This is a genomic window from Rhodovulum sp. FJ3 (genome assembly GCF_032918305.1).
In the GTDB taxonomy this organism is placed as follows: domain Bacteria; phylum Pseudomonadota; class Alphaproteobacteria; order Rhodobacterales; family Rhodobacteraceae; genus SAT37.
Genome location: NZ_JAWJUU010000004.1, coordinates 276,551 through 302,698, shown reverse-complemented (window position 1 = coordinate 302,698; position 26,148 = coordinate 276,551). Strand labels below are relative to the sequence as shown.

Annotated in this window: 28 protein-coding genes and 1 tRNA gene; 15 read left to right on the top strand and 14 right to left on the bottom strand. The window is 61.2% G+C overall.

Annotated features, from left to right (window positions below; translation table 11 throughout):
• Positions 1–11: 11 nt before the first annotated feature.
• Positions 12–1,184, top strand: a complete 1,173-nt coding sequence (locus R1W00_RS13290; protein ID WP_410901560.1) for a PQQ-dependent sugar dehydrogenase — start codon at positions 12–14, stop codon at positions 1,182–1,184.
• On the opposite strand, the gene R1W00_RS13285 is transcribed toward R1W00_RS13290, so the two are convergent.
• Together R1W00_RS13285 and R1W00_RS13280 are read right to left on the bottom strand one after the other, a co-directional pair.
• A complete protein-coding gene (locus R1W00_RS13285; protein WP_317263237.1) occupies positions 1,181–1,768 on the bottom strand; it encodes a HupE/UreJ family protein in 588 nt (195 codons plus the stop codon). The genes R1W00_RS13290 and R1W00_RS13285 overlap by 4 nt on opposite strands.
• A 14-nt stretch (positions 1,769–1,782) precedes the next feature.
• Positions 1,783–2,598: a DUF4198 domain-containing protein gene (locus tag R1W00_RS13280; RefSeq protein WP_317263236.1), complete on the bottom strand. Its 816-nt coding sequence runs from the start codon at positions 2,596–2,598 to the stop codon at positions 1,783–1,785.
• Between R1W00_RS13280 and R1W00_RS13275 the strand changes: the two genes are divergently transcribed.
• The gene (locus tag R1W00_RS13275; protein WP_317263235.1) at positions 2,591–3,757 is read left to right on the top strand and encodes a HupE/UreJ family protein; all 1,167 of its coding nucleotides are present in this window, start codon (positions 2,591–2,593) and stop codon (positions 3,755–3,757) included. The two genes, R1W00_RS13280 and R1W00_RS13275, sit on opposite strands and share 8 nt — an antisense overlap.
• 73 nt (positions 3,758–3,830) lie before the next feature.
• On the top strand, positions 3,831–4,757 hold the full coding sequence (locus R1W00_RS13270; RefSeq protein WP_317263234.1) for a DMT family transporter: 927 nt from the start codon (positions 3,831–3,833) through the stop codon (positions 4,755–4,757).
• 56 nt (positions 4,758–4,813) lie between these two features.
• On the opposite strand, the gene R1W00_RS13265 is transcribed toward R1W00_RS13270, so the two are convergent.
• Positions 4,814–5,680 carry a branched-chain amino acid aminotransferase gene (locus R1W00_RS13265; RefSeq protein ID WP_317263233.1) on the bottom strand — a complete coding sequence of 289 codons (867 nt, stop codon included), beginning with the start codon at positions 5,678–5,680 and terminating at the stop codon, positions 4,814–4,816.
• 169 nt (positions 5,681–5,849) lie between these two features.
• Between R1W00_RS13265 and R1W00_RS13260 the strand changes: the two genes are divergently transcribed.
• The 6 genes from R1W00_RS13260 to dxs are packed head-to-tail and all read left to right on the top strand — an operon-like array spanning position 5,850 to position 11,108.
• Positions 5,850–6,368, top strand: a complete 519-nt coding sequence (locus R1W00_RS13260; RefSeq protein ID WP_317263232.1) for a MarR family winged helix-turn-helix transcriptional regulator — start codon at positions 5,850–5,852, stop codon at positions 6,366–6,368.
• Positions 6,358–7,062, top strand: coding sequence for a response regulator (locus R1W00_RS13255; protein WP_317263231.1), 705 nt, complete (start codon positions 6,358–6,360; stop codon positions 7,060–7,062). Before R1W00_RS13260 ends, R1W00_RS13255 begins: the two co-directional genes overlap by 11 nt.
• Before the next feature lie 51 nt (positions 7,063–7,113).
• The gene (locus R1W00_RS13250; protein WP_317263230.1) at positions 7,114–8,043 is read left to right on the top strand and encodes a histone deacetylase family protein; all 930 of its coding nucleotides are present in this window, start codon (positions 7,114–7,116) and stop codon (positions 8,041–8,043) included.
• Positions 8,044–8,045: 2 nt separating this feature from the next.
• On the top strand, positions 8,046–8,288 hold the full coding sequence (locus R1W00_RS13245; RefSeq protein ID WP_317263229.1) for an exodeoxyribonuclease VII small subunit: 243 nt from the start codon (positions 8,046–8,048) through the stop codon (positions 8,286–8,288).
• Positions 8,288–9,157, top strand: a complete 870-nt coding sequence (locus R1W00_RS13240; protein ID WP_317263228.1) for a farnesyl diphosphate synthase — start codon at positions 8,288–8,290, stop codon at positions 9,155–9,157. Before R1W00_RS13245 ends, R1W00_RS13240 begins: the two co-directional genes overlap by 1 nt.
• 19 nt (positions 9,158–9,176) lie before the next feature.
• Positions 9,177–11,108, top strand: coding sequence for a 1-deoxy-D-xylulose-5-phosphate synthase (gene dxs / locus R1W00_RS13235; RefSeq protein WP_317263227.1), 1,932 nt, complete (start codon positions 9,177–9,179; stop codon positions 11,106–11,108).
• Here dxs and R1W00_RS13230 read toward each other — a convergent pair.
• Entirely contained in the window at positions 11,105–11,698 is a 594-nt protein-coding gene (locus R1W00_RS13230) for an exopolysaccharide biosynthesis protein (RefSeq protein WP_317263226.1), read from the bottom strand. The two genes, dxs and R1W00_RS13230, sit on opposite strands and share 4 nt — an antisense overlap.
• 55 nt (positions 11,699–11,753) lie before the next feature.
• A complete protein-coding gene (locus tag R1W00_RS13225; protein WP_317263225.1) occupies positions 11,754–12,608 on the bottom strand; it encodes an SDR family oxidoreductase in 855 nt (284 codons plus the stop codon).
• Between the two features lie 116 nt (positions 12,609–12,724).
• Here R1W00_RS13225 and R1W00_RS13220 point away from each other — a divergent pair, with 116 nt between their 5' ends.
• From R1W00_RS13220 to R1W00_RS13210, 3 genes are all read left to right on the top strand, one after another.
• Complete coding sequence (locus R1W00_RS13220; RefSeq protein WP_317263224.1) at positions 12,725–14,206, top strand: AMP nucleosidase; 1,482 nt, start codon at positions 12,725–12,727, stop codon at positions 14,204–14,206.
• Positions 14,207–14,335: 129 nt separating this feature from the next.
• Positions 14,336–14,623 (top strand): HU family DNA-binding protein, encoded by a 288-nt coding sequence (locus R1W00_RS13215; RefSeq protein WP_317263223.1) that lies wholly within the window; start codon positions 14,336–14,338, stop codon positions 14,621–14,623.
• 75 nt (positions 14,624–14,698) lie between these two features.
• Complete coding sequence (locus tag R1W00_RS13210) at positions 14,699–15,571, top strand: DMT family transporter (protein ID WP_317263222.1); 873 nt, start codon at positions 14,699–14,701, stop codon at positions 15,569–15,571.
• 1 nt (position 15,572) lies between these two features.
• Here the strand turns inward: R1W00_RS13210 and aroC are convergent, their stop codons facing one another.
• The 9 genes from aroC to dapF form a co-directional block, all read right to left on the bottom strand.
• The gene (gene aroC, locus R1W00_RS13205) at positions 15,573–16,673 is read right to left on the bottom strand and encodes a chorismate synthase (protein WP_317263221.1); all 1,101 of its coding nucleotides are present in this window, start codon (positions 16,671–16,673) and stop codon (positions 15,573–15,575) included.
• A gap of 116 nt (positions 16,674–16,789) precedes the next feature.
• The gene (locus R1W00_RS13200; RefSeq protein WP_317263220.1) at positions 16,790–17,227 is read right to left on the bottom strand and encodes a c-type cytochrome; all 438 of its coding nucleotides are present in this window, start codon (positions 17,225–17,227) and stop codon (positions 16,790–16,792) included.
• A gap of 72 nt (positions 17,228–17,299) precedes the next feature.
• Positions 17,300–19,063 (bottom strand): sulfate permease, encoded by a 1,764-nt coding sequence (locus tag R1W00_RS13195; protein ID WP_317263219.1) that lies wholly within the window; start codon positions 19,061–19,063, stop codon positions 17,300–17,302.
• A gap of 147 nt (positions 19,064–19,210) precedes the next feature.
• Positions 19,211–19,999 carry a cytochrome c1 gene (locus tag R1W00_RS13190; protein ID WP_317263218.1) on the bottom strand — a complete coding sequence of 263 codons (789 nt, stop codon included), beginning with the start codon at positions 19,997–19,999 and terminating at the stop codon, positions 19,211–19,213.
• A gap of 20 nt (positions 20,000–20,019) precedes the next feature.
• Positions 20,020–21,357, bottom strand: a complete 1,338-nt coding sequence (gene petB, locus R1W00_RS13185; protein WP_317263217.1) for a cytochrome b — start codon at positions 21,355–21,357, stop codon at positions 20,020–20,022.
• Between the two features lie 11 nt (positions 21,358–21,368).
• On the bottom strand, positions 21,369–21,929 hold the full coding sequence (petA, locus tag R1W00_RS13180) for a ubiquinol-cytochrome c reductase iron-sulfur subunit (RefSeq protein WP_317263216.1): 561 nt from the start codon (positions 21,927–21,929) through the stop codon (positions 21,369–21,371).
• A 275-nt stretch (positions 21,930–22,204) separates the two neighbouring features.
• Positions 22,205–22,846 (bottom strand): glutathione S-transferase, encoded by a 642-nt coding sequence (locus R1W00_RS13175; protein WP_317263215.1) that lies wholly within the window; start codon positions 22,844–22,846, stop codon positions 22,205–22,207.
• 23 nt (positions 22,847–22,869) lie between these two features.
• The gene (mtaB, locus tag R1W00_RS13170; protein ID WP_317263214.1) at positions 22,870–24,147 is read right to left on the bottom strand and encodes a tRNA (N(6)-L-threonylcarbamoyladenosine(37)-C(2))-methylthiotransferase MtaB; all 1,278 of its coding nucleotides are present in this window, start codon (positions 24,145–24,147) and stop codon (positions 22,870–22,872) included.
• A complete protein-coding gene (gene dapF, locus R1W00_RS13165; protein ID WP_317263213.1) occupies positions 24,144–24,983 on the bottom strand; it encodes a diaminopimelate epimerase in 840 nt (279 codons plus the stop codon). The genes mtaB and dapF overlap by 4 nt, the downstream gene beginning before the upstream one ends.
• Before the next feature lie 108 nt (positions 24,984–25,091).
• Here dapF and R1W00_RS13160 point away from each other — a divergent pair.
• The 3 genes from R1W00_RS13160 to R1W00_RS13150 all read left to right on the top strand — a co-directional run bounded on the left by R1W00_RS13160 (position 25,092) and on the right by R1W00_RS13150 (position 26,148).
• Positions 25,092–25,167, top strand: a tRNA-Lys gene (locus R1W00_RS13160).
• Between the two features lie 184 nt (positions 25,168–25,351).
• Positions 25,352–25,915 (top strand): CGNR zinc finger domain-containing protein, encoded by a 564-nt coding sequence (locus R1W00_RS13155; protein WP_317263212.1) that lies wholly within the window; start codon positions 25,352–25,354, stop codon positions 25,913–25,915.
• Positions 25,912–26,148, top strand: coding sequence for a hypothetical protein (locus R1W00_RS13150; protein ID WP_317263211.1), 237 nt, complete (start codon positions 25,912–25,914; stop codon positions 26,146–26,148). Before R1W00_RS13155 ends, R1W00_RS13150 begins: the two co-directional genes overlap by 4 nt.

Genomic DNA, 26,148 nt, shown 5'->3' with positions numbered 1-26,148 from the left:
ACAGGAGATTTCTGATGTTGCGATCTGTTCTTTTGACCCTTTGTTTGCCGACCGTTGCCTTGGCCGCCGATCCGGTGGCCCAAGGTCCCAAGAATGTGCCCGAGTTCGAGCCCGCCTTTGCCAATCAGACCCGTGCGCCCGCGATGACGTCGAGCTTTGGCGTGGATGCCGCGTGGTTTGCGCGCGGTCTAGAGCGTCCGTGGGGCATGGCGACCCTGCCCGATGGCGGGTTTTTGGTGACCGAGCGGGTCGGGCGGTTGCGGATGCTGTCGCCGGACGGGACGGATTTGGGGGAGGTCAGCGGCCTGCCCGAGGTGTTCGTCAAAGGGCAGGGCGGGATGTTGGACGTGATGGTTGGTCCGAATTTCGCGGATGATGGGTTGGTCTATGGCACCTATGCGAAACCAATGGACGGTGGAACATCGGTGACGGCGGCGTTTGTGGCGACACTCGACGCAGAGGCGCGGCAATTGAACGATGTTCAAGATATCTTTGTCCAAGATCCGCCCAGTCCGACTGCCGCGCATTATGGATCGCGTATCCTGTTCGGGGCGGACGGGGATTTGTACATCACGACGGGGGAGCATTCTTCGCGGAACGAACGGGTCTTGGCTCAAGATCTGAATACCACCTACGGCAAGGTGATCCGCCTGAACGGTGATGGTTCCACGCCGACCGACAACCCCTATGACAGTCAGGTCTGGACCTATGGGCACCGGAACATGCAGGGCGCGGCGGTGCGGCCCAGCGACGGTGCGCTCTTCACGATTGAGCACGGGCCAAAGGGCGGGGACGAATTGAACCTGATCCAGCGCGGCGCGAATTACGGTTGGCCTGTGGTGTCCTATGGCGAGAACTACAACGGGCGTCCGGTGGGTACTGGCCAGCACTCCGCCGAAGGCATGGCAGAGCCGGTCTATTATTGGGACCCCGTGATCGCGCCGGGTGGCATGGCGTTTTACGAGGGCGCGATGTTCCCCGAATGGCAGGGCGATCTGATCATCGCCTCACTGAACCCCGGCGGGGTAGTGCGCCTGCGTCTGGAGGGGGACCGAGTGATCGGCGAGGAACGGTTCCTGCGCGGCACCCGTATTCGCGACATTGAAATCGCGCCGGACGGGGCGATCTTGGCGCTGGTCGATGCGGCGGATGGGGGCGTGCTGCGTCTGACGCCGGATCGTTAGGACATCATTGCGCCGGCCAGAAACGACACGCCCAGTGCCGTCATGCCCGCGCCGCCGAGGCGGACAAAGAATTCACCGCGCCCGATATAGGTCAGCGCACCCGCCGCCGTCCCCACGGCCATTGCGGCCAAGATGCCGCCAAGGAACCCGATGACCCCCATTAGGGGCCAATCCATAGGCCCCATGCCCGTCAGATGGATTTGCCCAAGGTAGAGGCCCCCAACACAGATCATCACGCTGGTCACTCCGATGGGCGGCTGAACCGCGAACAGAACACAGAGGCCGAACACAACGCTGGCCATCGGAATGGCGACATCCGCACCGGGTAGGGAAACGTCCACCATCGGCAGCGCGCCGCCAATCAGGATCGCGGCCATCGCGACAATCGGCATGACCCAGATCGACGGACGTCCGATAAACGCGGCCCACATCCCCATCAGGGCGGCCATAGCGGCGTGATCCCATGTCAGGGCGCTGTGGAAAAACGCGCCGCCCATCGGGGTGTCGGGCGTTAGGGGCGCATGGGCCAGCGCCACCTGAGGCAGGGTGGCCAAGGCCAGACAGATCAACCCGAAAAGACGCATGCGCGTGGTCCTCATCACTGGGGGGCACGGAAGGTCAACGACGCCCAAAGGGAATGCCAAACCGCCCCCTGTTCCGGATCGTCATTGCCGGTGTCCTCTAACACAACCGCATCAAGCAGGTATTCCACCCCCGGCGCAACCTTCACCACCGCCCGACCGGTGTCATCGGTTCGGATCTGTGACACTTGGACCGCGCCATCGGGGGATTTGGCGAAAATCTCGACCTGCGTGTTTCTGCGCGGTTCCCCGTCCAGCAACACTAAAACCGGCAGTCCCCCCGACAGGTCATCGGTATAAGGATTGGCCAGCGCGACGATTTCGGTTTTTAGGCCCACCTCACGATCCGCGCCCGCGCCATCACCCACGGCGACAAGCGCCTTGGCATACCGGCGATAGGTTTCCTTGAACCCCGTGTCGGGTAGGCCGCGCGCAAGGTGCCGATCCACGGCGTCGGGATAATCCTTATGCGTGGTAAAGTTCCGAAACTTGTCCAAGTCACGGTAAATCAGGTTCAGGTCGGATGTTTCATGCACGACGATCACCAACCCGTCCTCGGGTGCAACAGTGTTCAATGCGGGCCGGTCGCCAAGACGGGCCTTAACCGGTGTGACGGTATCGCCGATCACCAGATCGAACCGCGTCGCACGGTCGGGGATATAGGGATAGCCGACACCCTTCAGGTTCTCGCCCACCCGCAACTGTGCGGTCATCGGCGTGCCGGTTTCGACTTGATATTCATCCATCGAGACCCAAAACTCATGCGCGTGGGCGGTGTGCACAAATGCGATGAGCGCCCCCAGAAACCAGAACAAAGGCCGTTTTATGCGCATGATGTCATTCCCGTTGTTGTCCCTGACCAAGCTGCGGCTGTTGGGGGTGATGTCAAGCATTGCGTTGCTCTGCGCCCTGTCTGCGCCCGTTGCCGCGCATGAGGTCCGTCCGGCGGTTGCCGATGTGCGGGTCAGCGCGGAACAGGTCGAGATCGACCTGACCCACACGATTGAGGCGCTGGTGGTGGGTCTGAACCTTGCGGGGGTTGAGGACACGGATGACACGCCTGACTCTGCGCAATATGACGCCGCGCGCGCGCTGCCTCCTGCCGAGTTGGTCGACGTCTTCACCACGCGGTGGGATGAAATTGGAACGGTGTTCACCGTAACGCTTGAGGACGGAACGGTTTTGTCGCCTGAACTGGTTGAGGTTCAGGTGCCCGCCGTCGGTGATGTCGACATTCCGCGTGACAGTACCGTTAAAATCCGTGCCGCATTGCCCGCCGGTGACACGGCCGTGCAGGTGGGATGGGACGCGGCGAATGGCCCTCTGATCGTGCGCCAGATCGCGCCGGATGCCGAAGATCCCTATTCCGCCTATCTGAACAATGGCGGGCTGAGCGATCCGTTGCCCCGCACAGGTGTTGCCGAATTGAACGGTGTTCAGGAATTTGGCCGCTATATCGTTTCGGGGTTCGATCACATCCTGCCCAAGGGGTTGGATCATATCCTGTTCGTACTGGGCCTGTTCTTCTTTAGCCTCAAGGCGCGGCCACTGCTTATTCAGGTCACGACCTTCACGGTTGCCCATTCTGTGACGCTTGCCCTTGCGGCGCTGGGGCTGGTGAATATCCCCGGTTCGATTGTTGAGCCCCTGATCGCGGCGTCTATCGTGTTTGTCGCGCTGGAAAACCTGCGGGGCGGGGCGATTGGACCTGTGCGGATCGGCGTCGTGTTTGTCTTTGGTCTGTTGCACGGGTTGGGGTTTGCGTCGGTTCTGGGCGAATTCGGTCTGAACCCGTCGCGCCTTGTGATGGATTTGATCGCGTTCAACATCGGGGTCGAGCTGGGACAGCTGACGGTGATCGCGCTGGCCTATATCGCGGTGGGGTTCTGGTTCGGGGATCGCGATTGGTATCGGACGCGGATCGCGAACCCTGTGTCGATCCTGATCGCCCTTGTTGGCGCGTGGTGGGTGGTCGAACGCACACTGCTCTGATCGCGGGCGCACTTTTCAACGACTCCAAACGGGCCTAAACGGGTTTGTAACCCACGGGTATTTGGGGGCGCGGATGCATACCGCTCAGGCTATTTTGTTCAAACTGGGATCGGTCACGATCTTTGTGGTCATGTCCGCATTGATCAAGTTCGGGACCCAACACGTTCCGCCCGGTCAGGCGGTGTTTTTCCGGTCCTTTTTTGCCATTCCGATCATTCTGGGGTGGTTGGCGGCGCGCGGTGATTTGGCGACGGGGTGGCGCACGCGCGACCCGTTGGGCCATTTCTGGCGCGGGATTATGGGGACCATGGCGATGGGGCTGTTTTTCGCGGGCCTTGCCCTGTTGCCCCTGCCCGAGGTGACGGCGATTGGATATGCCACGCCGATCTTTATCACCGTTTTTGCCGCGATGTTCCTGAATGAACGGGTGCGGGCGTTTCGTCTGTTTGCCGTAGGTCTGGGCCTGATCGGGGTGATGATCGTGATGTGGCCCCGTCTGGGGTCATTCTCGGGCGCGGACACGGGTGACGCGGTTCTGGCGCTGGGCGCGGTGGTGACCCTTGGCGGGGCGATCTGCGCGGCCATGGCACAGGTCTATATCCGCAAGTTGACGAAATCCGAAAACACGGCGGCGATTGTGTTCTGGTTCTCGGTGACTTCGTCCATATTGGGGCTGTGCACGATCCCGTTCGGGTGGGTCGTCCCGCCGATGAACGCCGCTCTGGCCCTCGTCGCCGCGGGTTTGCTTGGCGGGGTCGGGCAGATTTTCCTGACGACCAGCTATCGTCTGGCGGATGCCGCCGTTGTGGCGCCGTTTGATTATGCTTCGATGCTGTTTGCACTTTTGATCGGGTATTTCATCTTTGACGAGGTGCCGACGGTGCCGATGTTGATCGGGGCGGGCTTGGTAATTTTCGCCGGTATCCTGATCATCTGGCGCGAACGTCAGTTGGGCAAACAACGCACCTCGCGCAAGGCCGCCACACCGGGCAACGTCTAAACAAAAGGCCCCGCACCACGGGGGTACGGGGCCGAATTGTTCGGATCGCAGGTCGCTTAGGCGCGGACCAGCTTTTCGTAGTCTTCAGCGATCTCGCGGGTGATCGCGCCGACCTCAAAGGTGTAGTCGCCAATCTGCCCGACCGGCGTGACCTCGGCCGCCGTACCAGTCAGCCAGCACTGTTCAAACTCGGCCAGCTCTTCGGGCATGATCCGGCGTTCGTGCACCGTGATGCCCTTGTCGCGCAGCATACCGATGACGGTCTGACGGGTAATGCCGTTCAGGATCGCGTCGGGGATCGGCGTGTGGACCTCACCGTCTTTGACAAAGAACACGTTCGCGCCGGTCGCCTCGGCCACATAGCCGCGGTAATCCATGAACAACGCGTCCGAGCACCCTTTGGCCTCGGCGGTGTGTTTGGACATGGTACAGATCATGTAAAGACCGGCGGCCTTGGCGGCGGTGGGGATGGTTTCGGGGCTGGGCCGTTTCCATTTCGCGATGTCCAGCTTGGCGCCCTTCATCTTGGCGTCGCCGTAATAGGCCCCCCATTCCCACGCGGCCGCGGCCATGCGCACGGGGTTGCGCGACGAGGCCACGCCCATGTCTTCGCCCGCGCCGCGCCATGCAACCACACGGACATAGGCGTCGGTCAGGTTGTTGGCCTTGATCACGGCCTCTTTGGCGGCTTCGATTTCATCCACCGAATAGGGGATCGGCATGTCCAGCAGTTCACCGGATTTGATCAGGCGTTCGGAGTGCTCGCGGCTTTTGAAGATCTTGCCGTTATAGCACCGCTCACCCTCAAATACGGACGAGGCATAGTGCATGGCGTGGCTTAGAACGTGGACCTTGGCCGAGCGCCATTCCACCATTTCGCCGTCCATCCAGATAAAGCCATCGCGATCGTCATAGCCCGCCATTCGCCGACCCTTTCCGAATAAGGTGCTGTCAGATTTGCGAAAATTGCGCCGTTAGCGCGACAAACAGACAGAAAGTTTCGCTAAATTGTCCGGATCGCTACCAATTGATTCTTGGAAAGTCAACAAGGCTGACTTAAACTTCGAAAAACAAAGGATTAAGGGGCGCGACATGGCCGAACCGGGCACGGCATCCTCGCAACGGGGTGAAAGCCTGCTGTTTCTGACGGACGAACAGCTGCGCAAAGGGATTGAGGCAATGTTCTTTGCCTATCGGGGGTTTACCGCCGATCCCGACCGTATTCTGGAAAAATATGGGTATGGGCGGGCGCACCACCGCGCGTTGCATTTTATCCACCGCGCTCCGGGTACGACGGTCAACAATCTGCTTGCTATTCTTGGGGTTACGAAACAGTCTCTGAACCGAGTTTTGCGCGGTTTGATCGCGGACGGCCTTGTCGAAAGCAAGGTTGGCAAGCGCGACAAACGTGAACGTCATTTGTATTTGACTGTAATTGGTGAAGCGTTGGAACAAGAACTGTCAGATGCCCAACGCGCCCGCATGCGCGAGGCGTACAAGATCGCAGGCCCCGAGGCCGTGATCGGGTTCCGGCAGGTGCTTGAGGCGATGATGGACCCCGAGATGCATCGCCATTTCGCCGCGCTCAAGGAGGGGGCCAATGACCGATAATTGCGACGCACACCTGTTGATCGTGGATGACGACGAACGCATCCGCGGATTGTTGCAGAAATTCCTGATGCGCAACGGGTTCTTGGTCAGCGCGGCGCGCGACGCGGCACAGGCGCGGCGTCTGCTGGGCGGTCTGGAATTCGACCTGATCGTTCTGGACGTGATGATGCCGGGCGAGGACGGCGTAAGCCTGACCCAATCCCTGCGCGAAACGATTTCCACGCCGATCCTGCTGTTGACCGCGCGGGCCGAGACATCGGACCGTATTTCGGGCCTAGAGGCGGGGGCGGATGATTACCTTGCCAAACCGTTTGAGCCCAAAGAGCTGCTGTTGCGGATCAACGCCATCCTGCGCCGTGTGCCGCAGGAAACCACGGTTGAGGCGGGGCCAAAGGTTCTGCATCTGGGTGCGGTACGGTATGACATCGAACGCGGTGAACTGTGGCAAGGCACGTCTCTTGTCCGTCTGACCGCAACCGAGAGCCAGCTGATGCGCCTGTTCTCGGCCTGTCCGGGTGAACCGATCAGCCGCGCGAAACTGGTTGAGGATCTGGGCCGCGACAAAGGTCAGGCCCAAGAGCGCGCCGTAGACGTTCAGATCACCCGCCTGCGCCGCAAGATCGAGGCCGACAGCAAAAAGCCGCGTTACCTGCAAACCGTGCGCGGTGCGGGGTATATGTTGGCCCCTGACTAGCTTTGACGGCCTAGGTTTGACGGGGCGCCTGCGCCTACCTAAGCTCAGAGTATGAGCACCGCCTACATCACCCATTCCGATTGTCTGGGCCATGTGACGCCGCCGGGCCATCCGGAACGTGTCGCGCGCCTAGAATCGATTGAAACCCGCATGTCGGATCCCGCGTTTGACGCGCTGATCCGGCATGAGGCCCCGCGCGCCGAATTGAACGCGGTTCACGCCTGTCATCCCGCATCCTATGCCGACCGTATTGCCGCCGCGATCCCCGAGACGGGGATGGTCATGTTGGACAGTGACACCCATGTATCGCCCGGTTCACTGGACGCCGCATTGCGGGCTGTTGGCGGGAACCTGTTGGCGGTGGATCTGGTCCTGTCGGGCGCAGTGCAGAACGCATTCGTCGCCACCCGTCCGCCGGGGCACCACGCGGAAACCGAAACCGCGATGGGGTTTTGCCTGTTCGGGAATGTGGCCTTGGCCGCGAAACATGCGTTGGATCATCACGGCCTGTCCCGCGTGGCGGTTGTGGATTTCGATGTGCACCACGGCAACGGCACACAGGACCTGTTGTGGGACGAGGATCGAACGCTGTTCATTTCCACGCATCAGATGCCCCTCTATCCCGGGACGGGGCAGGCGTCGGAAACCGGTGCCCATGGCAATGTCATCAACATCCCCCTGCCGCCGCATTCCGGCGGATCGGAAATGCGCGCCGCCGTGACCGAGCAGATCATTCCGGCGCTGGACGCCTTTCAACCCGAATTGATTCTGCTCTCGGCGGGGTTTGATGCGCACCGCGACGACCCGCTAGCGCAACTGGACTGGGACACGACCGATTTCGAATGGATCACGCGGCGTCTGTGCGAGGCGGCGGATCGTCTGTGTCAGGGGCGGGTGGTCTCGACACTTGAGGGCGGATATGATCTTGATGCGCTGGCCGCCAGCGTAGCGGCCCACATAGCGGTGTTGATGGAGCAGTAGACGTGAGCGACAAGCAAGTCAGCGAGATGAGTTTCGAAGAGGCCATGGCCGAACTGGAACGCGTGGTCAATCAGTTGGAGCGCGGCGATGTCCCGCTTGAGGATTCGATCAAGCTCTATGAACGCGGTGCGGCCCTGAACAAGCGCTGTGAGGAAAAGCTGAAAGAGGCCGAGGAAAAGGTCGCCGCCATCACGCTGGATGGTAACGGCAACCCGACCGGCACCACACCCGTCGAAGGTATGTAATGTTCCGCGACCGGTTGGAATTCGTCGCCGATCAGGTCGGCGCCCATCTGGATGCCGTTTTGGCGGACTACCCCGATCAGCCGGTTGTGCACGCGATGCGCTATGCCGTGTCGGGGGGCAAACGTCTGCGGGCGTTTCTGGTGGTTGAGGGCGCGGCGCTCTACGGGGTTGATCCCGCGCGCGCATTGAACGCCGCCGCCGCGATTGAGGCGGTCCATGCCTATAGCCTTGTGCACGACGATCTGCCCTGCATGGACGATGACGACCTGCGCCGTGGTTTGCCGACCGTACATGTGAAATGGGATCAGGCGACGGCCGTTCTGGCCGGTGATGCCCTGCAGACGCTGGCGTTCGATCTGTTGTCCGATCCGGCGACGCACGCGGATGCCGATGTTCGCGTAGATTTGATCGGATCGCTGGCCCGTGCTTCGGGCGCGCGCGGGATGGTCTATGGTCAGGCCTTGGACATCGCCGCCGAAAGCGCGGATCGTCCCCTGACCTTGGACGAAATCACCGAATTGCAGGCGGGTAAAACCGGTGCCCTGATCGCATGGTCGGCTGAGGCCGGCGCGCGTCTGGCGCGTGCGGATATTGCGCCGATGACGCGGTATGCCGCAGCGCTCGGCCTTGCCTTTCAGATCGCCGACGACATCTTGGATATTGAGGGCGACGCGGCCGAGGTCGGCAAGGCCGTCGGCAAAGACGCCGCCGCAGGCAAGGCGACATTCGTCACGCTATTGGGTCTGGACGGGGCCAAGGCCCGTGCGCGCGACCTGATTGATGAGGCGATTGGCGCACTGGAACCATATGGCGCAGGGGCCGATACCTTGCGGGATGCGGCACGGTTCGTTATTTCGCGTCGCAGCTAATCAGACCGGAGATCGCACAATGGGCGATAAACCTGTGACACCGCTTTTGGACAAGGTGAACGTCCCCGCCGACCTGAAAGGGTTGAGCGATGCCGATCTGACCCGTCTGGCCGAAGAGGTCCGTCAGGAAACCATTTCCGCCGTGTCCGAAACCGGTGGCCATCTGGGCGCGGGTCTGGGCGTTGTCGAATTGACCGTCGCGCTGCACGCGGTGTTTGACACGCCGCGCGACCGCCTGATCTGGGATGTGTCGCACCAGTGCTATCCGCATAAGATCCTGACCGGTCGCCGCGACCGCATCCGTACCCTGCGCCAACAGGGGGGCCTGTCCGGGTTCACCAAGCGCAGCGAGAGCGCCTATGACCCCTTCGGTGCCGCGCACAGTTCGACGTCCATTTCCGCCGCGCTGGGCTTTGCCGTGGCGCGGGATCTGGGCGGTGCGCCGGAACACGGTCTGGGCGACGCGATTGCCGTGATCGGGGACGGCTCGATGAGTGCCGGCATGGCGTTTGAGGCGCTGAACAACGCGGGCCATTTGGGCAAGCGGTTGATCGTCATCCTGAACGACAACGAAATGTCGATTGCCCCGCCGGTGGGCGCGCTTTCGTCCTATCTGTCGCGCCTCTATGCAGGCGCGCCGTTCCAAGAGCTGAAGGCCGCCGCCAAAGGCGCGGTCAGCCTGCTGCCCCCGCCGTTCCAAGAGGGCGCGAAACGGGCGCGCGAGATGCTGAAACATCTGACCGTTGGCGGAACGCTGTTCGAAGAGCTGGGGTTCAGCTATATCGGCCCCATCGACGGTCACGACATGGAACAGCTGTTGGCGGTTCTGCGCACGGTGAAATCCCGCGCGAACGGCCCGATCCTGATCCATGCGATCACCAAAAAGGGCAAAGGATACGCCCCCGCCGAGGGCGCGCCGGACAAGGGCCACGCCACCGCCAAATTCGATGTGGTGACGGGCAAGCAACGCAAGGCCCCGTCGAACGCGCCGAGCTATACCAAGGTCTTTGCCGAGGCATTGATCCAAGAAGCCGCCGCCGATGACAGGGTTGTTGCCGTGACGGCGGCAATGCCTGATGGAACGGGCCTGAACCTGTTTGCCGAACGCTTTCCGACGCGGGTGTTCGATGTGGGCATCGCCGAACAGCACGGCGTCACGTTCAGCGCGGGTTTGGCCGCCGGTGGTCTGCGCCCGTTCTGCGCGATGTATTCGACGTTCCTACAGCGCGGCTATGATCAGGTGGTGCATGACGTCGCCATCCAACGCCTGCCGGTCCGGTTCGCAATTGACCGCGCGGGTCTGGTCGGGGCCGATGGCGCGACGCATGCGGGGTCATTCGATGTGGCGTTCATGGCCAACCTACCCGGCATGGTCGTGATGGCCGCCGCGGATGAGGCCGAGCTCAAGCACATGGTCGCGACCGCCGCCGCCTATGACGACGGGCCGATTGCGTTCCGCTATCCCCGTGGCGAAGGCGTCGGTGTCGACATGCCCGAACGCGGTGAGATCTTGGAGATCGGCAAGGGTCGCATGATCGCACAGGGCAGCCGCGTTGCGATCCTGTCCTTTGGCACGCGCCTGCAAGAGGTGCAAAAGGCGGCAGAGGCCCTGTCGGCGCGCGGGATCACCCCGACGATTGCCGATGCGCGGTTTGCCAAGCCGCTGGACCGCGACATGATCCTGTCCCTCGCGGCGGAACATGAGGCATTGATCACCGTCGAAGAGGGCGCCGTGGGCGGCTTTGGCAGTCACGTGGCCCAGTTGTTGTCGGATGAGGGCGTGTTCGATCACGGTCTGAAATTCCGGTCGATGGTTCTGCCCGACACGTTCATTGATCAGGCCAGCCCCGAGGCGATGTATGATATCGCGGCGATGAATGCGCCCGATATCGAACGCAAGGTGCTTGAGGTTCTGGGGGTTGAGGTTCTGGACGCACGGGCCAGCAGCTAGGCCAGACTGATCAGGTGCGTCAGCAATAGCGCCGCACCACCCAGAACCGCGTAGCCCGTCACGACGAACAACCCGTCCGACACCATCAGGCCAACCGCGAACAGGGCAATCGCGGTTGCGCCCAGTGACGTGACCATCGGCAACAGTTCCAGAAACGGCATGATCGCGGCAATCGACACGCAAATTCCCATCGCGATGAACGACAACGGGCGATAGGTCAGGACGGCCAGACGCTTGTGACTGTGTCGGTCCACGAAATCGACGGGGCGCTGCATGAAATCAAGCGCCTTGCAAAACCGCGCGGCGCTGATCTTGCGGCGCATGATGAACCCCGGCAGCCACAATTGATCGCGCCCCAGAACGGCCTGACCGGCGATCAGCAGGATGATGATCGACCCGATGGTCGGCGTCCCGGGAATGCCCGAAATCGGCGAAATCAGGATCAACGCGGGCACCAGCAACAGCGGCGCGAACGAGTGCGACCCGATCTGGGCAAGGATATCGCGCACGGACACATGATCGCCCTCTGCCGCCTTGCGCAAGGCGGTCAGAATGTCGTTCAGGCTCTGGGGTTCGCGGTTCGAAATCATGGGCGTCTGCGTTGTTGGATCGGGAATATAACGCATTTCCCCGCGTTTGGGTTGCCTATTGTTTTTCTTCGGCAGCCAACAACGCGGCCAAACCTTGCCGATATGTTGGATAGTGCAGGTCGACGCCAAGCTCATCCTTGATCAGGTCGTTGCGCACCTTTTTGGACTCGGCGTAAAAGCTGCGCGCCATCGGGGACATCTCGGCCTCTTCAATCGGGATCGCGGGTGGGATCGGCATGTTCAACAATTCCGCCGCATGGGCGATTACGTCTTGGGGCGGTGCGGGATCGTTGTCACAGACGTTATAGACCGCGCCCGGACGAGGGCTGTTGATCGAGGCCAGCAGAACCTGAGCGATGTCATCCACATGGATGCGCGAAAACAGCTGGTTTTCCTTGATGATGCGGCGCGCCGTGCCCTTGCGCACCTTGGAGAACGGACCACGTCCGGGGCCATAGATACCGGCAAGGCGAAAGATATGCAGCGGCAGGTCAAACGACCCCCACGCCAGCTCCGCCTGTTTTCGGGCCATGCCGCGACGGGTGGATGGGGTCAGGGGCGTGTCTTCATCGACCCAATCGCCCTGATGATCGCCGTAAACGCCCGTGGTCGACAAATAGCCGACCCAGTCCAGGTTCGGCGCGGCGCGCAGTGGCGCGGCCACCTCACGCAGGACCGGATCGCCCTCAGGCCCCGGCGCGATAGACGCCAGAACATGGGTCGCCCGTTCGCAATAGCGGGTCAGGTCGGTGCCCGGCCAAAGGATCGCCTCAACGCCCTCATCACGAAGGCGCGCGGCCTTATCCGCATCGCGGGTAGTGGCGATGATGTCCCATTCGTCACGGGGCAAAAGACGGGCCAGTGCTTGGGCCGAATAGCCGTGGCCGAGGGACAGCAATATCTTTTTCATGGCGCGATCATTCCGGCATTCGTCAGCGTGTGCAAGACCAAGGGCTTGCGTCACCCTGTCACTTGGTGACAACCTGCGATAACGCAAACAATAAGTGTTGGACAGGTAAGAACCACATGCAGGCAGATCAAGAATTCCCCATCCAAACCCCCGAAATGACCGGACCCCAACATTTCACGGATCCGGCGGCGGCGGTGGATCGGTTGTGCGATCTGTACACGCAGGCGACCACGTTTCTGTGCGCCAAGTTCGGGGATGTGATCCAGAATGGCATGGGCAATCAACGCTATCGCGCGTTTTACCCCGAGGTGCGTTTGGTCACGACCAGCTATGCGCGCATCGACAGCCGATTGAGCTTTGGCCACGTCACCGATCCCGGGGTCTATTCCGCAACGATCACGCGCCCTGACCTGTTCCGCCACTATCTGGAACAACAAATCAGCCTGCTGATGGAAAACCACGGCGTGGGCGTGATGGTCGGCCCGTCGAGCACGCCGATCCCTCTGCACTTTGCCATGGCGGGGGATCAGTCGGTGACGATCCCGCAGGACGGGGTATTGTCGTTCTCGCTGCGCGATGTGTTCGACGTGCCGGACCTGTCGACCACGAACGACGATATCGTCAACGGATACGGGTTCCAGCATCCCGATGGATCCTCGGCTTTGGCGCCCTTTACGGCCCAGCGGGTGGATTATTCGCTGGCCCGTCTGTCGCATTACATGGCCACCGACCCCAGCCATTTTCAGAACCACGTTCTGTTCACCAACTATCAGTTCTACGTCGAAGAGTTTGAGGACTACGGCCGCCAGATGCTGGCCGATCCGGACTCGGGCTATGTCGCCTTGGTCGGTCCGGGCAATCAGGTGATCACCGACCCCGAGGCCCCGATGCAGGTGCCCGCGAAATTGCCGCAGATGCCGACCTATCACCTGAAGCGCGCGGATGGTGGCGGGATTACCTTGGTCAATATCGGGGTGGGGCCGTCGAACGCCAAAACCGCGACCGACCACATCGCCGTTCTGCGCCCGCATGCGTGGTTGATGGTCGGGCACTGTGCCGGTCTGAGGAATAGCCAGAGCCTTGGTGATTTTGTTCTGGCCCATGCCTACCTGCGTGAGGACCACGTGCTGGACGCGGACCTGCCGGTCTGGGTGCCGATCCCTGCGCTGGCCGAAATCCAGATCGCACTGGAAACGGCGGTGGAACAGGTGACGGAACTACAGGGCTATGAGTTGAAGCGCGTGATGCGTACGGGCACGGTCGCAACGATCGACAACCGGAACTGGGAACTGCGCGATCAATCGGGACCCGTGCAACGCCTGTCCCAATCCCGCGCGATTGCACTGGACATGGAGAGCGCGACCATCGCCGCGAACGGGTATCGGTTCCGCGTTCCCTATGGCACGCTGCTGTGCGTTTCGGACAAACCCCTGCATGGCGAATTGAAATTACCCGGCATGGCGTCGGATTTTTACAAAACGCAGGTTGCACGCCACCTGCAGATTGGGATACGCGCCATGGAACTGCTGCGTGAGATGCCGTTGGAACGAATCCACTCGCGTAAATTGCGTAGCTTTGAAGAAACTGCCTTCCTGTAGGGCGAAAAACCGGCCTTTTTGCCTTGAAAAATAGGGTTTCGGCACCACAAATCGTTGTGTCCGACCACAATATTCAGGTAGATTGCGCAAATGAGCCCCAAATCAGAGGGCACAACGAGGAGACAATACATGGCAAAACCCATGACCAAGACCCAGCTCGTCGCCGCTCTGGCAGAAGAAATGGGCGCAGACAAGAAAACCGCAAGCGCTGCTCTGGATGCGATCACCGGCGTGATCACCAGCGAAGTTTCCGGCGGTGGTGCTGTAACTCTGCCCGGCATCGGCAAGATCTACTGCCGTGAGCGCCCCGAGCGCATGGTTCGCAACCCCGCGACCGGTGAGCAGATCAAGAAAGAAGCCGACAAGGTTGTCAAAATGACGATCGCCAAGGCTCTGAAAGACAGCGTGAACGGCTAATCTTTCTCGCTTGCACGCAAGCACCAAGTGTCTAGGGTCGCCAGTGGCGGCCCTTTAATTTTTCCGGAGACCTGCATGGATATTCGCGCGATTTTTCTGGGCCTGACCTTTGCGTTGATGTGGTCGTCGGCCTTTACCTCGGCGCGGATCATTGTTCAGGACGCCCCGCCGGTGACGGCGCTGGCGCTGCGGTTTCTGATTTCCGGATTGATCGGTGTGGGTCTGGCGGCGGCATTGGGCCAGACGGCGGGATTGAGCCGTGCGCAGTGGCGCTCGACCATCATTTTCGGGATTTGCCAGAACGCGATGTATCTGGGTCTGAACTTTGTCGCGATGCGCACGATTGAGGCCGGTTTGGCGTCGATCATCGCCTCGTCCATGCCGTTGATGGTGGGGATGCTGGGGTGGATCGTGTTTCGCGAACGTCTGCCCGCGCTGGGCATCGCGGGGTTGGTTATGGGGTTCGTCGGCGTGGCGGTCATCATGGCCACGCGGATCAGTGGCGGCGTCGATATGACCGGCCTTGCCATGTGTATCATCGGGGCGCTGGCCCTGTCGGTGGCGACCCTATCGGTGCGCGGGGCGTCCTCCGGCGGGAACCTGTTGATGATCGTGGGTCTACAGATGCTGGTCGGGGCGGTGGTTCTGGGCGTTGTCGCCCTGCTCACCGAGACGTGGCAGGTGACGTGGAGCGCCCGTCTGATCGCCGCCTTTATCTACACCACGCTGGTGCCTGGTCTGGCGGCGACGTTGATCTGGTTTGTGCTGGTCAACCGCATTGGCGCCGTGCGCGCGGCGACCTTTCACTTTCTGAACCCGTTTTTCGGGGTGGCCGTGGCGGCGGTCCTGCTGGGCGAGACCCTTGGCCTGACGGATGTGATCGGGGTAGCGATCATCATGGCGGGCATTCTGGCGGTCCAACTGTCGCGCCAGAAACCGCCCGCCTGATTTAACCGATCTGGCCGCGGTTTTCGCCGACCTGACCGCGGTGCAACAACACGTGGTCCAGCAGGACACAGGCCATCATCGCCTCACCCACCGGAACCGCGCGGATGCCGACACAGGGGTCGTGGCGACCCTTGGTGACGATTTCCGTGTTCTCGCCGGATTTGGTGATCGTCTTGCGCGGGGTCAGGATCGACGAGGTCGGTTTGACCGCGAAGCGCACGACAATGTCCTGACCGGTCGAAATACCGCCCAGAATGCCGCCAGCGTGGTTGGAACTGTATTCGGGGCCGTTGGGGCCCATTTGGATCTCATCGGCGTTGGCGACGCCTGTCAGCTCGGCTGCGGCCATGCCATCGCCGATCTCGACGCCTTTGACGGCGTTGATGCTCATCATGGCGGCGGCAAGGTCGGTGTCGAGCTTGCCATAGACCGGCGCGCCAAGACCCGCAGGCACGCCGCGTGCGACGACCTCGATCACACCGCCGACCGAATTGCCGTCCTTGCGCAAACCGTCCAGATAGGTTGCCCAATCATCGGCGGCCTGTGCGTCAGGGGTCCAGAACGGGTTCTGTTCGATCTGGTCCCAATCGAAATTGGCGCGGTCGATTTTGTGCGGGCCGATCTGGGTCATATAGCCCGTGATCTGTACGCCGGGGATCAGGGATTTCAGCGCCTCGCGCGCCACGCCACCGGCGGCCACACGGGCGGCGGTTTCGCGCGCCGAACTGCGCCCGCCACCGCGATAATCGCGGATGCCGTATTTCTGCCAATAGGTGATATCGGCATGGCCGGGGCGGAATTTCTCGGCGATCTCACCGTAGTCCTTGGAGCGCTGATCGGTGTTCTCGATCATCAACTGAAGGCTGGTGCCGGTGGTCTGACCTTCAAACACGCCGGACAGGATTTTGACCGCATCGGGTTCACGGCGCTGGGTCGTGAATTTCGACTGCCCCGGTTTGCGGCGGTCCAGCCAGTGCTGCAGCATCGCCTCATCCACCGGCACGCCCGGGGGAACGCCGTCCACAGTCGCGCCAAGGGCGGGCCCGTGGCTCTCGCCCCAAGTGGTCACGCGAAACAGGTGTCCGAAACTGTTGATGCTCATACGCTGTGCTCCTTGTTGGGGGTGAAATAGCGGTCCGCGCGGATCGGGGCAAGCAATAGCGCAAAACAAAGGGCCGCCGGATCGCTCCGACGGCCCTGCCATCCACGTGGGACGGATTATTCAGCGGCGAGGCTGGTCAGGTAGGCGTAGATGTTTTTCGCGTCGTCTTCTTTACGTGCGCGGTAGGACATCTTGGAGCGGCCTTTTTCGCCGGTTGCTTCGCTCATGTAGCCCGAGGGGTCCATGATGAAGTGGACAAAGGTGTCTTCGTCATAGGTGACGCCAGCGCCGTTCGCGGCCTCAAGCAGTTTGGAATAGCGGAAATCCTCAACGCTACCGGCAACGCGGCCAGCAACGCCATAGAGGTTCGGGCCGGTTTTCGCGGCCTTACCGGCCAGCGTTTCGCCCGCTTCGTTGACGACAACGTGGCAGGAGATGCACTGACGGAATGCTTTTTCACCGGCTTCGGCGTCGCCCGAGGCACCGTGGCCATCGGCAAATACGGGACCAGCAGCCAAAAGCGTGGCAGCGATTACAGCGAACTTGGTTTTCATAGGTCTCTCCCTAGGGTTTACCATCGGTACTTTGACAGTGTTGGTGCACGCGAATCCGATATGAATCAATAGTCAGTTCGTCGCGGTTTCGGCTTCGTGACCGTCATCGGCGGATTTCGACAATTCCTGAATCGCCTCGTATTGGGACAGGAACACGCGCCCCGACAGGTGGTGCAGGAAATAGGTCCGGCTAAGGCGATCCATCACGGGGCCCTTCACCTCGGACAGGTGCAGTTTCAGGCCCATGTCGCGGAACCGGTGATCAATCGCCTCCAGCGATTCCAGAGCGGAGGTGTCGATGTTATTCACGGCCGAGCACATCAGAACCACGTGTTTCAGATCCTTTTCGCCAACCACACGGTCAAACAAGTAGTCCTCAAGGTAACGCGCATTGGCGAAATACAAGTTCTCGTCGACGCGGATCGTCAGGATGTCCGGCGTGGTGTTCACGCGGTGGCGGTTGATGTTGCGGAAATGCTCGGTCCCCGGAACGACGCCCACCTCGGCGATATGGGGGCGCGAGGTGCGGTAGAGATAGAGAAAGATCGAAATCCCCACACCCGCCGACACGCCGGTTTCCACGCCAAACCCAAGGGTGAGAAGGATCGTCGCGGTCACGGCCGCGAAATCGGCCTTGTTGTAGGCCCACGTGGTTTTCAGGACGGAAAAGTCGACCAGGGACAGAACGGCAACGATGATCGTCGCGGCCAGTGTCGCCTTGGGCAAAAAGAACAACAGCGGCGTCAGGGCCAGCGCGGCAAGGGCGATCCCAATCGCCGTGAACGCACCAGCGGCGGGGGTTTCGGCACCCGCGTCGAAATTCACGACCGACCGCGCAAAACCGCCCGTGACCGGATACCCGCCCGACACGGCGGCGGCGATGTTCGAGGCGCCCAGACCGATCAGTTCCTGATCGGGCACGATGCGTTGGCGTTTCTTGGCCGCAAGGGTTTGCGCCACAGAGACCGATTCCACGAACCCGATGATCGAGATCAGGACGGCACTGCCGAACAGGCTGCTCCAGACGCTCATGTCAAAGGACGGCCATGTCAGGGGCGGCAAGCCGCGCGGCACGTCGCCCACAATCGCCACGCCATAGTTCTGTAGGCCGAAAAGGGCCGTCACAAGGGTGGTCACCACAACGGCGGCCACCGGACCCGCCTTGGCCAGAATGTCGGCCGTGCGGGGTTTCAGGCCGCGGGCCAGCAACAGGGGCTTTAGCCCCTTGCGCACCCAGAACAGAAATGCGGTTGAGGTCACGCCGATGATCAGGGTCGGAATATTCACCTGCCCCAGATGGGAGATCAGGGAATGCAGCAGTTCGGCAAGGTTATGCCCCGACGCCGAGACGCCAAGGATGTGCTTCAGCTGGCTGAACGCGATGATGATGCCCGACGCGGTGATGAACCCCGCCACAACGGGGTGGGACAGGAAATTCGCCAGAAAGCCCAGACGGAACACCCCCATCACAATCAGGATCAGACCCGACAGGAACGCCAGAATGATTGCCGCCGCCGCGTATTCGGCGGTGCCCTGCAGGGCAAGGTTCCCGACCGCCGCTGCCGTCATCAGGGACACAACCGCCACGGGCCCCACGGCCAGCGCGCGCGAGGTGCCAAAGATCGCATAGGCCACCAGAGGCAGGATCGACGCATAGAGACCCATTTCCGCAGGCAGTCCGGCCAACAGCGCATAGGCAAGCGATTGCGGGATCAGCATGATCGTCACGATCACCGCCGCCACCACATCATTGGTCAGCGCATCGCGGTTATAGGTCTTGCCCCATTCGAGAATGGGCAGATACCGCGCAAGGGGACGTAGGGCAGACAGTCGCATAACAGGACCTTCATATTCATCTTTTGATATATGAATAGGGGCTTTGCCCCCGATCCACAAGGTCAGCCTAGATTTAAATTGCTGTTAAGGACCAAAAAAAACGCGCCCGAGTGGGGCGCGTTTTGTGTTTTGCGTATTCGCTAGACCTTAGTCTTTCTTCTTGCCTTTGACGCCGGCCCACAGGCGCTTGTTCGTCAGGTACAGAAGAACCGACAGTACGATCAGGAAGGTCACGCCCACGAAACCGGCGCGCTGACGTGCCATCATCTTGGGTTCTGCGGCCCACATCAGGAACGCGGCAACGTCCTCTGCTTCGTGGTGCAGGCTGTTGTCGTGACCATCGTCGAACTCAACGTCTTCGCCATAGAGGGGCTGGCTCATCGCGATCCAGCCACCGGGGAAGGCGGTGTTTTCGTAGAAGATCGAACCGTATTCCTCTTTTTCCTCACCGGTGTAACCGGTCAGGATCGAGGCGATGTATTCCGCGCCACCGATACCTTTAACCAGCTGGTTGATACCGGTGCCCATCGGGCCGTGGAAACCGGCACGTGCCTTGGCCATCAGGCTGAGGTCAGGTGCGTTTTCCAGAGCCGAGCTCGGGAAGAAGTCGGTCGGCGTACCCGAACGGAAGTCGTCGATCTCGGGATCGTAGACGTCGAACTGTTCGGCATAGGCACGAACCTGATCTTCAGGCAGGTGCGGTCCGCCCTCATCCGCAAGGGTGCGGAGGGGGACGAATTTCAGACCGTGACAGGCCGAACACACCTCGGTGTAAACCTTGAGGCCGCGCTGCAGCTGGTTCTGGTCATAGGTGCCGAAGGGACCTTCGAACGAAAAGTCGAAGTCCTCGATGTGGCCTTCGCCGCCCGCGGCCAGTGCACCACTGGCCGAAATTGCGAGGGCGGAAAGCGCCGAGAAGGTGAGTTTCTTGATCATTGTTCTCTTGATCCTCTTTCTCACTCGGCCGGGGTCGACGAAGCGTCGGTCCCGCCCTTGCCGTAATGGGCGTTAAAGTCGTCTTCGATGGTCGCAGGCGTTGCCAGCGGTTTCTCAATCACACCCAGCAGCGGCAGGATGACGAAGAAGTAACCGAACCAGTAGGCCGAAGCGATCAGCGAGAAGCTTGCAAAGGGTTCTTCAGCAGGCATCGCACCCAGCCACATCAGGGCGAAGAAGTCGATGACCAGCAGGACGAACCACCATTTGAACATCGGGCGATAACGGCCCGAACGTACCGACGAGGTGTCCAGCCAAGGTGCCAGAGCCATCGCGATGATCGCGCCGAACATCGCCAGAACGCCGAAGAATTTCGCGTCGATGATGCCGCCGGTGATCCAGCTTGCGAACTGAACAACCCAGACGTCGGCGGTAAAGGCACGCAGGATCGCGTAGAACGGCAGGAAGTACCATTCGGGAACGATGTGTGCGGGCGTCGCCAGCGGGTTTGCCTCGATGTAGTTATCGGGGTGGCCAAGGTAGTTGGGCATAAAGCCAACAATCGCCATGAACACAGCCAGAATAACCGCCAGCGCGAACACGTCTTTGATGACGTAGTAGGGCCAGAAGGGAACGGTATCTTTGGCGGCGTCTGCTTTGGACGTGCGGCGAACTTCAACACCCGTGGGGTTGTTGTTGCCGGTGGTGTGGAACGCCCAGATGTGGACAGCAACCAGACCAGCGATCACGAACGGCAGCAGATAGTGCAGCGAGAAGAAGCGGTTCAGCGTGGCGTTGTCCACTGCCGGTCCGCCCAGCAGCCAAGTCTGCAGCGACTCACCGATGAACGGGATCGCGCCGAACAGGCCGGTGATCACGGTCGCGCCCCAGAAGGACATCTGACCCCAAGGCAGAACATAGCCCATGAACGCGGTGCCCATCATGCAGAGATAGATCAGCATACCGATGATCCATGTGACCTCACGCGGGGCCTTGTACGACCCGTAGTAAAGACCACGGAAGATGTGGGCATAAACAGCGATAAAGAACAGCGAAGCGCCGTTGGCGTGGAAATAGCGGATCATGTGACCGCCGTTCACGTCGCGCATGATGTGTTCGACCGAGGCGAACGCCAGATCGACATGCGGGGTATAGTGCATCGCAAGGATGATGCCGGTGACGATCTGCAAGCCAAGGCAGAAGGTCAGGATGATGCCCCAGATCCACATCCAGTTCAGGTTCTTGGGTGTGGGGATCATCAGGGTATCATACAGCAGACCGACAACGGGCAGGCGCTTGTGCAGCCACTTTTCGGCACCCGTTTTCGGTTCGTAATGATCGTGTGGAATTCCAGACATAGGTGCCTCCCTTAGCCCAGCTTAATGGTCGTTTCGTCGACGAACTCGGCAACCGGAACGTCCAGGTTGCGCGGCGCCGGGCCTTTGCGGATACGGCCGGATTGGTCGTAGTGCGAGCCGTGGCACGGGCAGAACCAGCCGCCGAACTCACCTGCGCCGTTGCCGATCGGCACACAGCCAAGGTGCGTACAAACGCCAACCATGACCAGCCATTCGCCAGCTTCGTCCAGCGTCCGGTTTTCGTCGGCTGCGTCAGAGGCGGGGTTGTTGGCGTTTTGCGAGTTGGTGTCGATCAGCTCGCTCAGATCAACAGCGCGGGCTGCTTCGATCTCATCTGCGGCGCGGCGGCGGATGAACACCGGCTTACCCAGATACTTGATCGTCAGCTGCGTGCCGACCTCAACACCCGAAACATCAACGCGGATCGACGACAGCGCCTGAACGTCTGCCGAGGGGTTCATCTGGTTGACGAGCGGCCATGCGGCTGCACCTGCGGTAACGGCGCCCGCACCGGCGGTTGCGTAATAAAGAAAATCGCGGCGTGTGCCTGCGTGATCTTCTGCGTGGGACACGAGATTTCTCCCTTCCTGGACCAAACGCTTGGTCTGCGACCGCATTCGGCCATTAGCATTCCAATCGGGCCGGTATTTAGCGGCCTTGCTTCCAACCGTCCAGCACGATTGCACCGAATTCGCGCAACCGCGACGACATAACGCTGCCTTTTATCTTGAAAAGGGCACTGCCCATCCCCATTTCCCGCGATGATTTTCAGAAATCTGTGCACAAAAGTATGCAGGCGATTCCTTGCGGATCCTGTGGTCACGCGTGTTTAGCATTGCGCGCTAGATCAGGGGTTGAGCGCGAAATCCGTATAAAACGGGGGCGAATCCGGCACCCATTGGGGGTATTTCGCCATAATCGCGGCAAAGCGGTCGCTGTTCAGGAACCGGTCCAGCCACGCCGTGACATGCGGCCAGTCCTGCGCGCGGAGCCACGCAAGGTCGACCATGGCGAATTGTCGCACAAAAGTCACGGTGGCCATATCCGCAAAACAGGGAGAATCCCCGCCCAACCACGGCTTTCCGTCCAGTTTCGCGTTGAGGCCCATCAGGATCGCGGCGGCCTTGGCCCGTTCAGAGTCGGGGTCGGCGTCCGTATACCGCGTGGCGTATTTATAGCGGTCCAGCGCGGTTTTGAACGGACCCTCGATCGTGTCGATCAGGTCGTTCAGGTCGGGCCGGTTCAGCCAGCCCTCGGGGTCATTGCGATGGAGCGCCCAGAGCATGATGTCGCGGCTTTCCTCAACCACATCGTCCCCGTCGACCAGAACCGGAACTGTGCCCTTGGGCGACGCGGTCAGCAGGTCCGCGGGTTTGTCGCGCAACACGACCTCACGCAGTTCGACGGTGATCCCCGCCGAAGCCAAGGCAAGGCGCGCGCGCATCGCATAGGGGCAGCGGCGGAAGGTATAAAGGATCGGGGTGCTCATGGCGGTCTCGGAATTTGAGTATTTTAGCCAAGATGAAGAGGCAGGCCCAGCAAGTGGGAATCGGTACGCCCTGTGATTTCGGCGCGGATGATTTGGCCCTCGGGGAGGTCGGTGTCGAAATGGACCTCGGTGAATTGCTCGGTCCGGCCAAGGCGGGGGGTTTCGATCAGGATCTCGCAGGTGCGTCCGATTTGCGCGGCGAGGTGTGTTTGGACCTGTGTCTCACCGGCGGCGCGCAGGCGGGCGGCGCGGGATTTGATCGCCTTGCCGTTGACCTGTGGCATGCGGGCGGCGGGGGTGCCGGGGCGGGGCGAATAGGGAAAGACATGCAGCCACGTCAGGTCGCAGTCGGTGACCATGCGCAGGCTGTTTTCGAACATCTCTTCGGTTTCGGTCGGGAACCCGGCGATGATATCCGCGCCAAAGGTCATATCGGGACGCAGTTTGCGGGCCTCTTGGCAGAAGGCGATGGCGTCTTCGCGGGTGTGGCGGCGCTTCATCCGTTTGAGGATCATGTTGTCGCCCGCCTGCAGCGACAGGTGCAGATGCGGCATCAGGCGGGATTCGGTCGCGATGGCGGCCATCAGGTTCTCATCGGCCTCGATCGAGTCGATCGAACTGATCCTGAGGCGGGGCAGATCGGGGATGAGTTTCAGGATGCGCATGACCAGATCGCCGAGGCGCGGTTCGCCAGGCAGGTCCGCGCCCCAGCTGGTCAGGTCGACGCCGGTCAGGACGACCTCGTTAAAGCCGCGCCCGACGAGGCGTTTGATCTGTTCCACAACGACGCCCGCAGGGACCGAGCGCGAATTGCCGCGCCCGAACGGGATGATGCAGAAGGTACAGCGGTGATCGCAGCCGTTTTGCACCTGAACATAGGCGCGGTGGCGGCCAAAGCCGTCGATCAGGTGGCCCGCCGTTTCGGTGACCGACATGATGTCATCGACGCGGACCTTTTCCGTTTCGCCGATGAAATCGGGGCCTTTGGCGATGGATTGCCACGTTTCGGCCTGCATCTTTTCGGTGTTGCCGATGACCTGATCGACCTCGTCCATGGCGGCAAAGGTTTCGGGTTCGGTCTGGGCCGCGCAGCCCGTCACGATCAGGGTCGCGTCGGGGTTTTCGCGGCGCAGTTTGCGGATTTCCTGACGCGCTTTGCGCACGGCCTCGGCGGTGACGGCGCAGGTGTTCACGATCACCGCATTGTCGACGCCGGCCTGTTCGGACAGTTCCTGCATCGCGGCGGTTTCATATGCGTTCAGGCGACAGCCCAGCGTCGTGAATTTGGGCGGCGTGGTCATCGGTGCGCGTCCAGAAATTCGGGCGTGAAATAGCCGGTGGCGACATGCATGGTCGGGCCGGTCATCCAGACGCCGTCATCCGCCCATTCCACGTGCAGCGTACCGCCGTCCAGATCGATGCGCACCTTGCGGCCCGTCAGACCCCGACGCGCGGCGGCCACGGCAGTTGCGCAAGAGGACGAGCCCGAGGCAAGCGTCGGCCCCACGCCCCGTTCCCACACCCGCATGCGCAGGTGGTCAGGCCCGATCACCGAGGCAAATTGCACATTGGTGCGTTCGGGGTAGAGGGGGTGATGTTCGATCTCGGCCCCGCGGGTGTGCAGATCGATCGCCTCGGCGTCCTCGACGAAAAAGGTGCAGTGCGGATTGCCCATGCCGGTGGCCGTCGGGTCCCCGTCGATCGGCAGAATCAGCGTATCCATCTCATGCGTCAGAGGGATTTCGTCCCAGCGCAGTTGCGGATGTCCCATGTTGACCGAGGTCAGACCATCGCCCGCATCGCGCGCGAACAGGGTGCCGCGACCGGTGGTCAGGGTCAGATCGGTCTTGCCGGTCTCGTTCATCAGGTGGCGCGCGATACAGCGCGTCGCGTTTCCGCAGGCCGCCGATTCCGAGCCATCCGCGTTCAGAAACACCAGATGCGCGTCCGCATTCCCGCGATTTTCGATGATCGCCAGCTGATCAAAGCCGATTCCCATATGGCGATGGGCGATGGCCGTGACCAAAGACGGCGCAAGCGGGGTGGCCTGCGCGCGGTGATCAAAAACGACGAAATCATTGCCAAGGCCATGCATCTTATAAAATGCCATGCCTTGTTGGGGCTCTGTGGTGCTCATAGGGCGGCATATAACCCTTGTGTGAAACTTTATCCAGATCGTCGCAAAAAATCGCAAAAATGCACTTGACCCCATCCGTCGGTTTCCCTAGTTAGCGCCACACAAAGTGGGCCGTTAGCTCAGTTGGTAGAGCAACTGACTTTTAATCAGTGGGTCGAAGGTTCGAATCCTTCACGGCTCACCACTTTCTCCGCTGGTCGGACTCGAAAAACCGCTGGACCTTGGTCCGGCGGTTTTCGCGTTTCTGGGGCTTTTCCTTTTACCTGCCGTGGCTTGTCGCGACCCGATTCCCGTTTGATCCGTGCGATCACGCAATCGGGATCGGGAAATGTTTGTGACGAATCGACACCTGTTATACTAGTGTCGACATGAGAGGTTTCGAATACAAAGCGGGCAGCCTGTGCCTTGATCTGGTCGACACCGTGTCCGAGCGCGGGGTCGGGGATGTGGACCTGTTGGCGACTGAGGCCGATGTGGCGCGGTGGATCACGGGGACGGGGCGTTTGGCCTATGCGGCAGGGGCGGTCGGGGACATCGCGTCGGTGCGTAAATTGCGTGAGGCGATTTTCAACGCCGCCAGCGCCTGTATCGAGGGCGCGCCGATGGATGACGCGGATTTGGCCGTGATCAACGCGGCCGCGTCGGTGGGCGCGCCACGGCCCGTGTTGACGCGCGACGGGGTTGTGACGCGTGCCGATGATCCGTTTGGCGCGATGATGGCCGAAATTGCGGGCGACGCCATTGCCCTTTTGGGGGGCGAACGTCGGGCACGCCTGCGCCGCTGCGGCGGATGTAACATGTTGTTTTTTGACGCCTCACCCCCGGGCCGACGTAAATGGTGCTCGTCGGCGGCGGGCTGTGGCAATCAGGCAAAAACCAGAAACCGGCGCGCGCGTATCGCGGCCCAAAAACATGGAAAGGCACCCCAATGACAGAGCATCGCGTGGTCTTTGATTTCGAGATTGACTTTAGCAACGGCGGCGGCATTCAGGGCCAAGGGTTCCGTCTGGACATCGACGGGGATGACATCGCGGACGCGGATCTGGCGGCTTACATCGTCAAGGACATGCGCCTGTTGATGGTGGGCGAGGTGCGTATCCTGAACAAACAGATCATCCAAGAGGCGCATAAACGCGGTGCCGCCGACGTGCCGCAGGTCGACTGA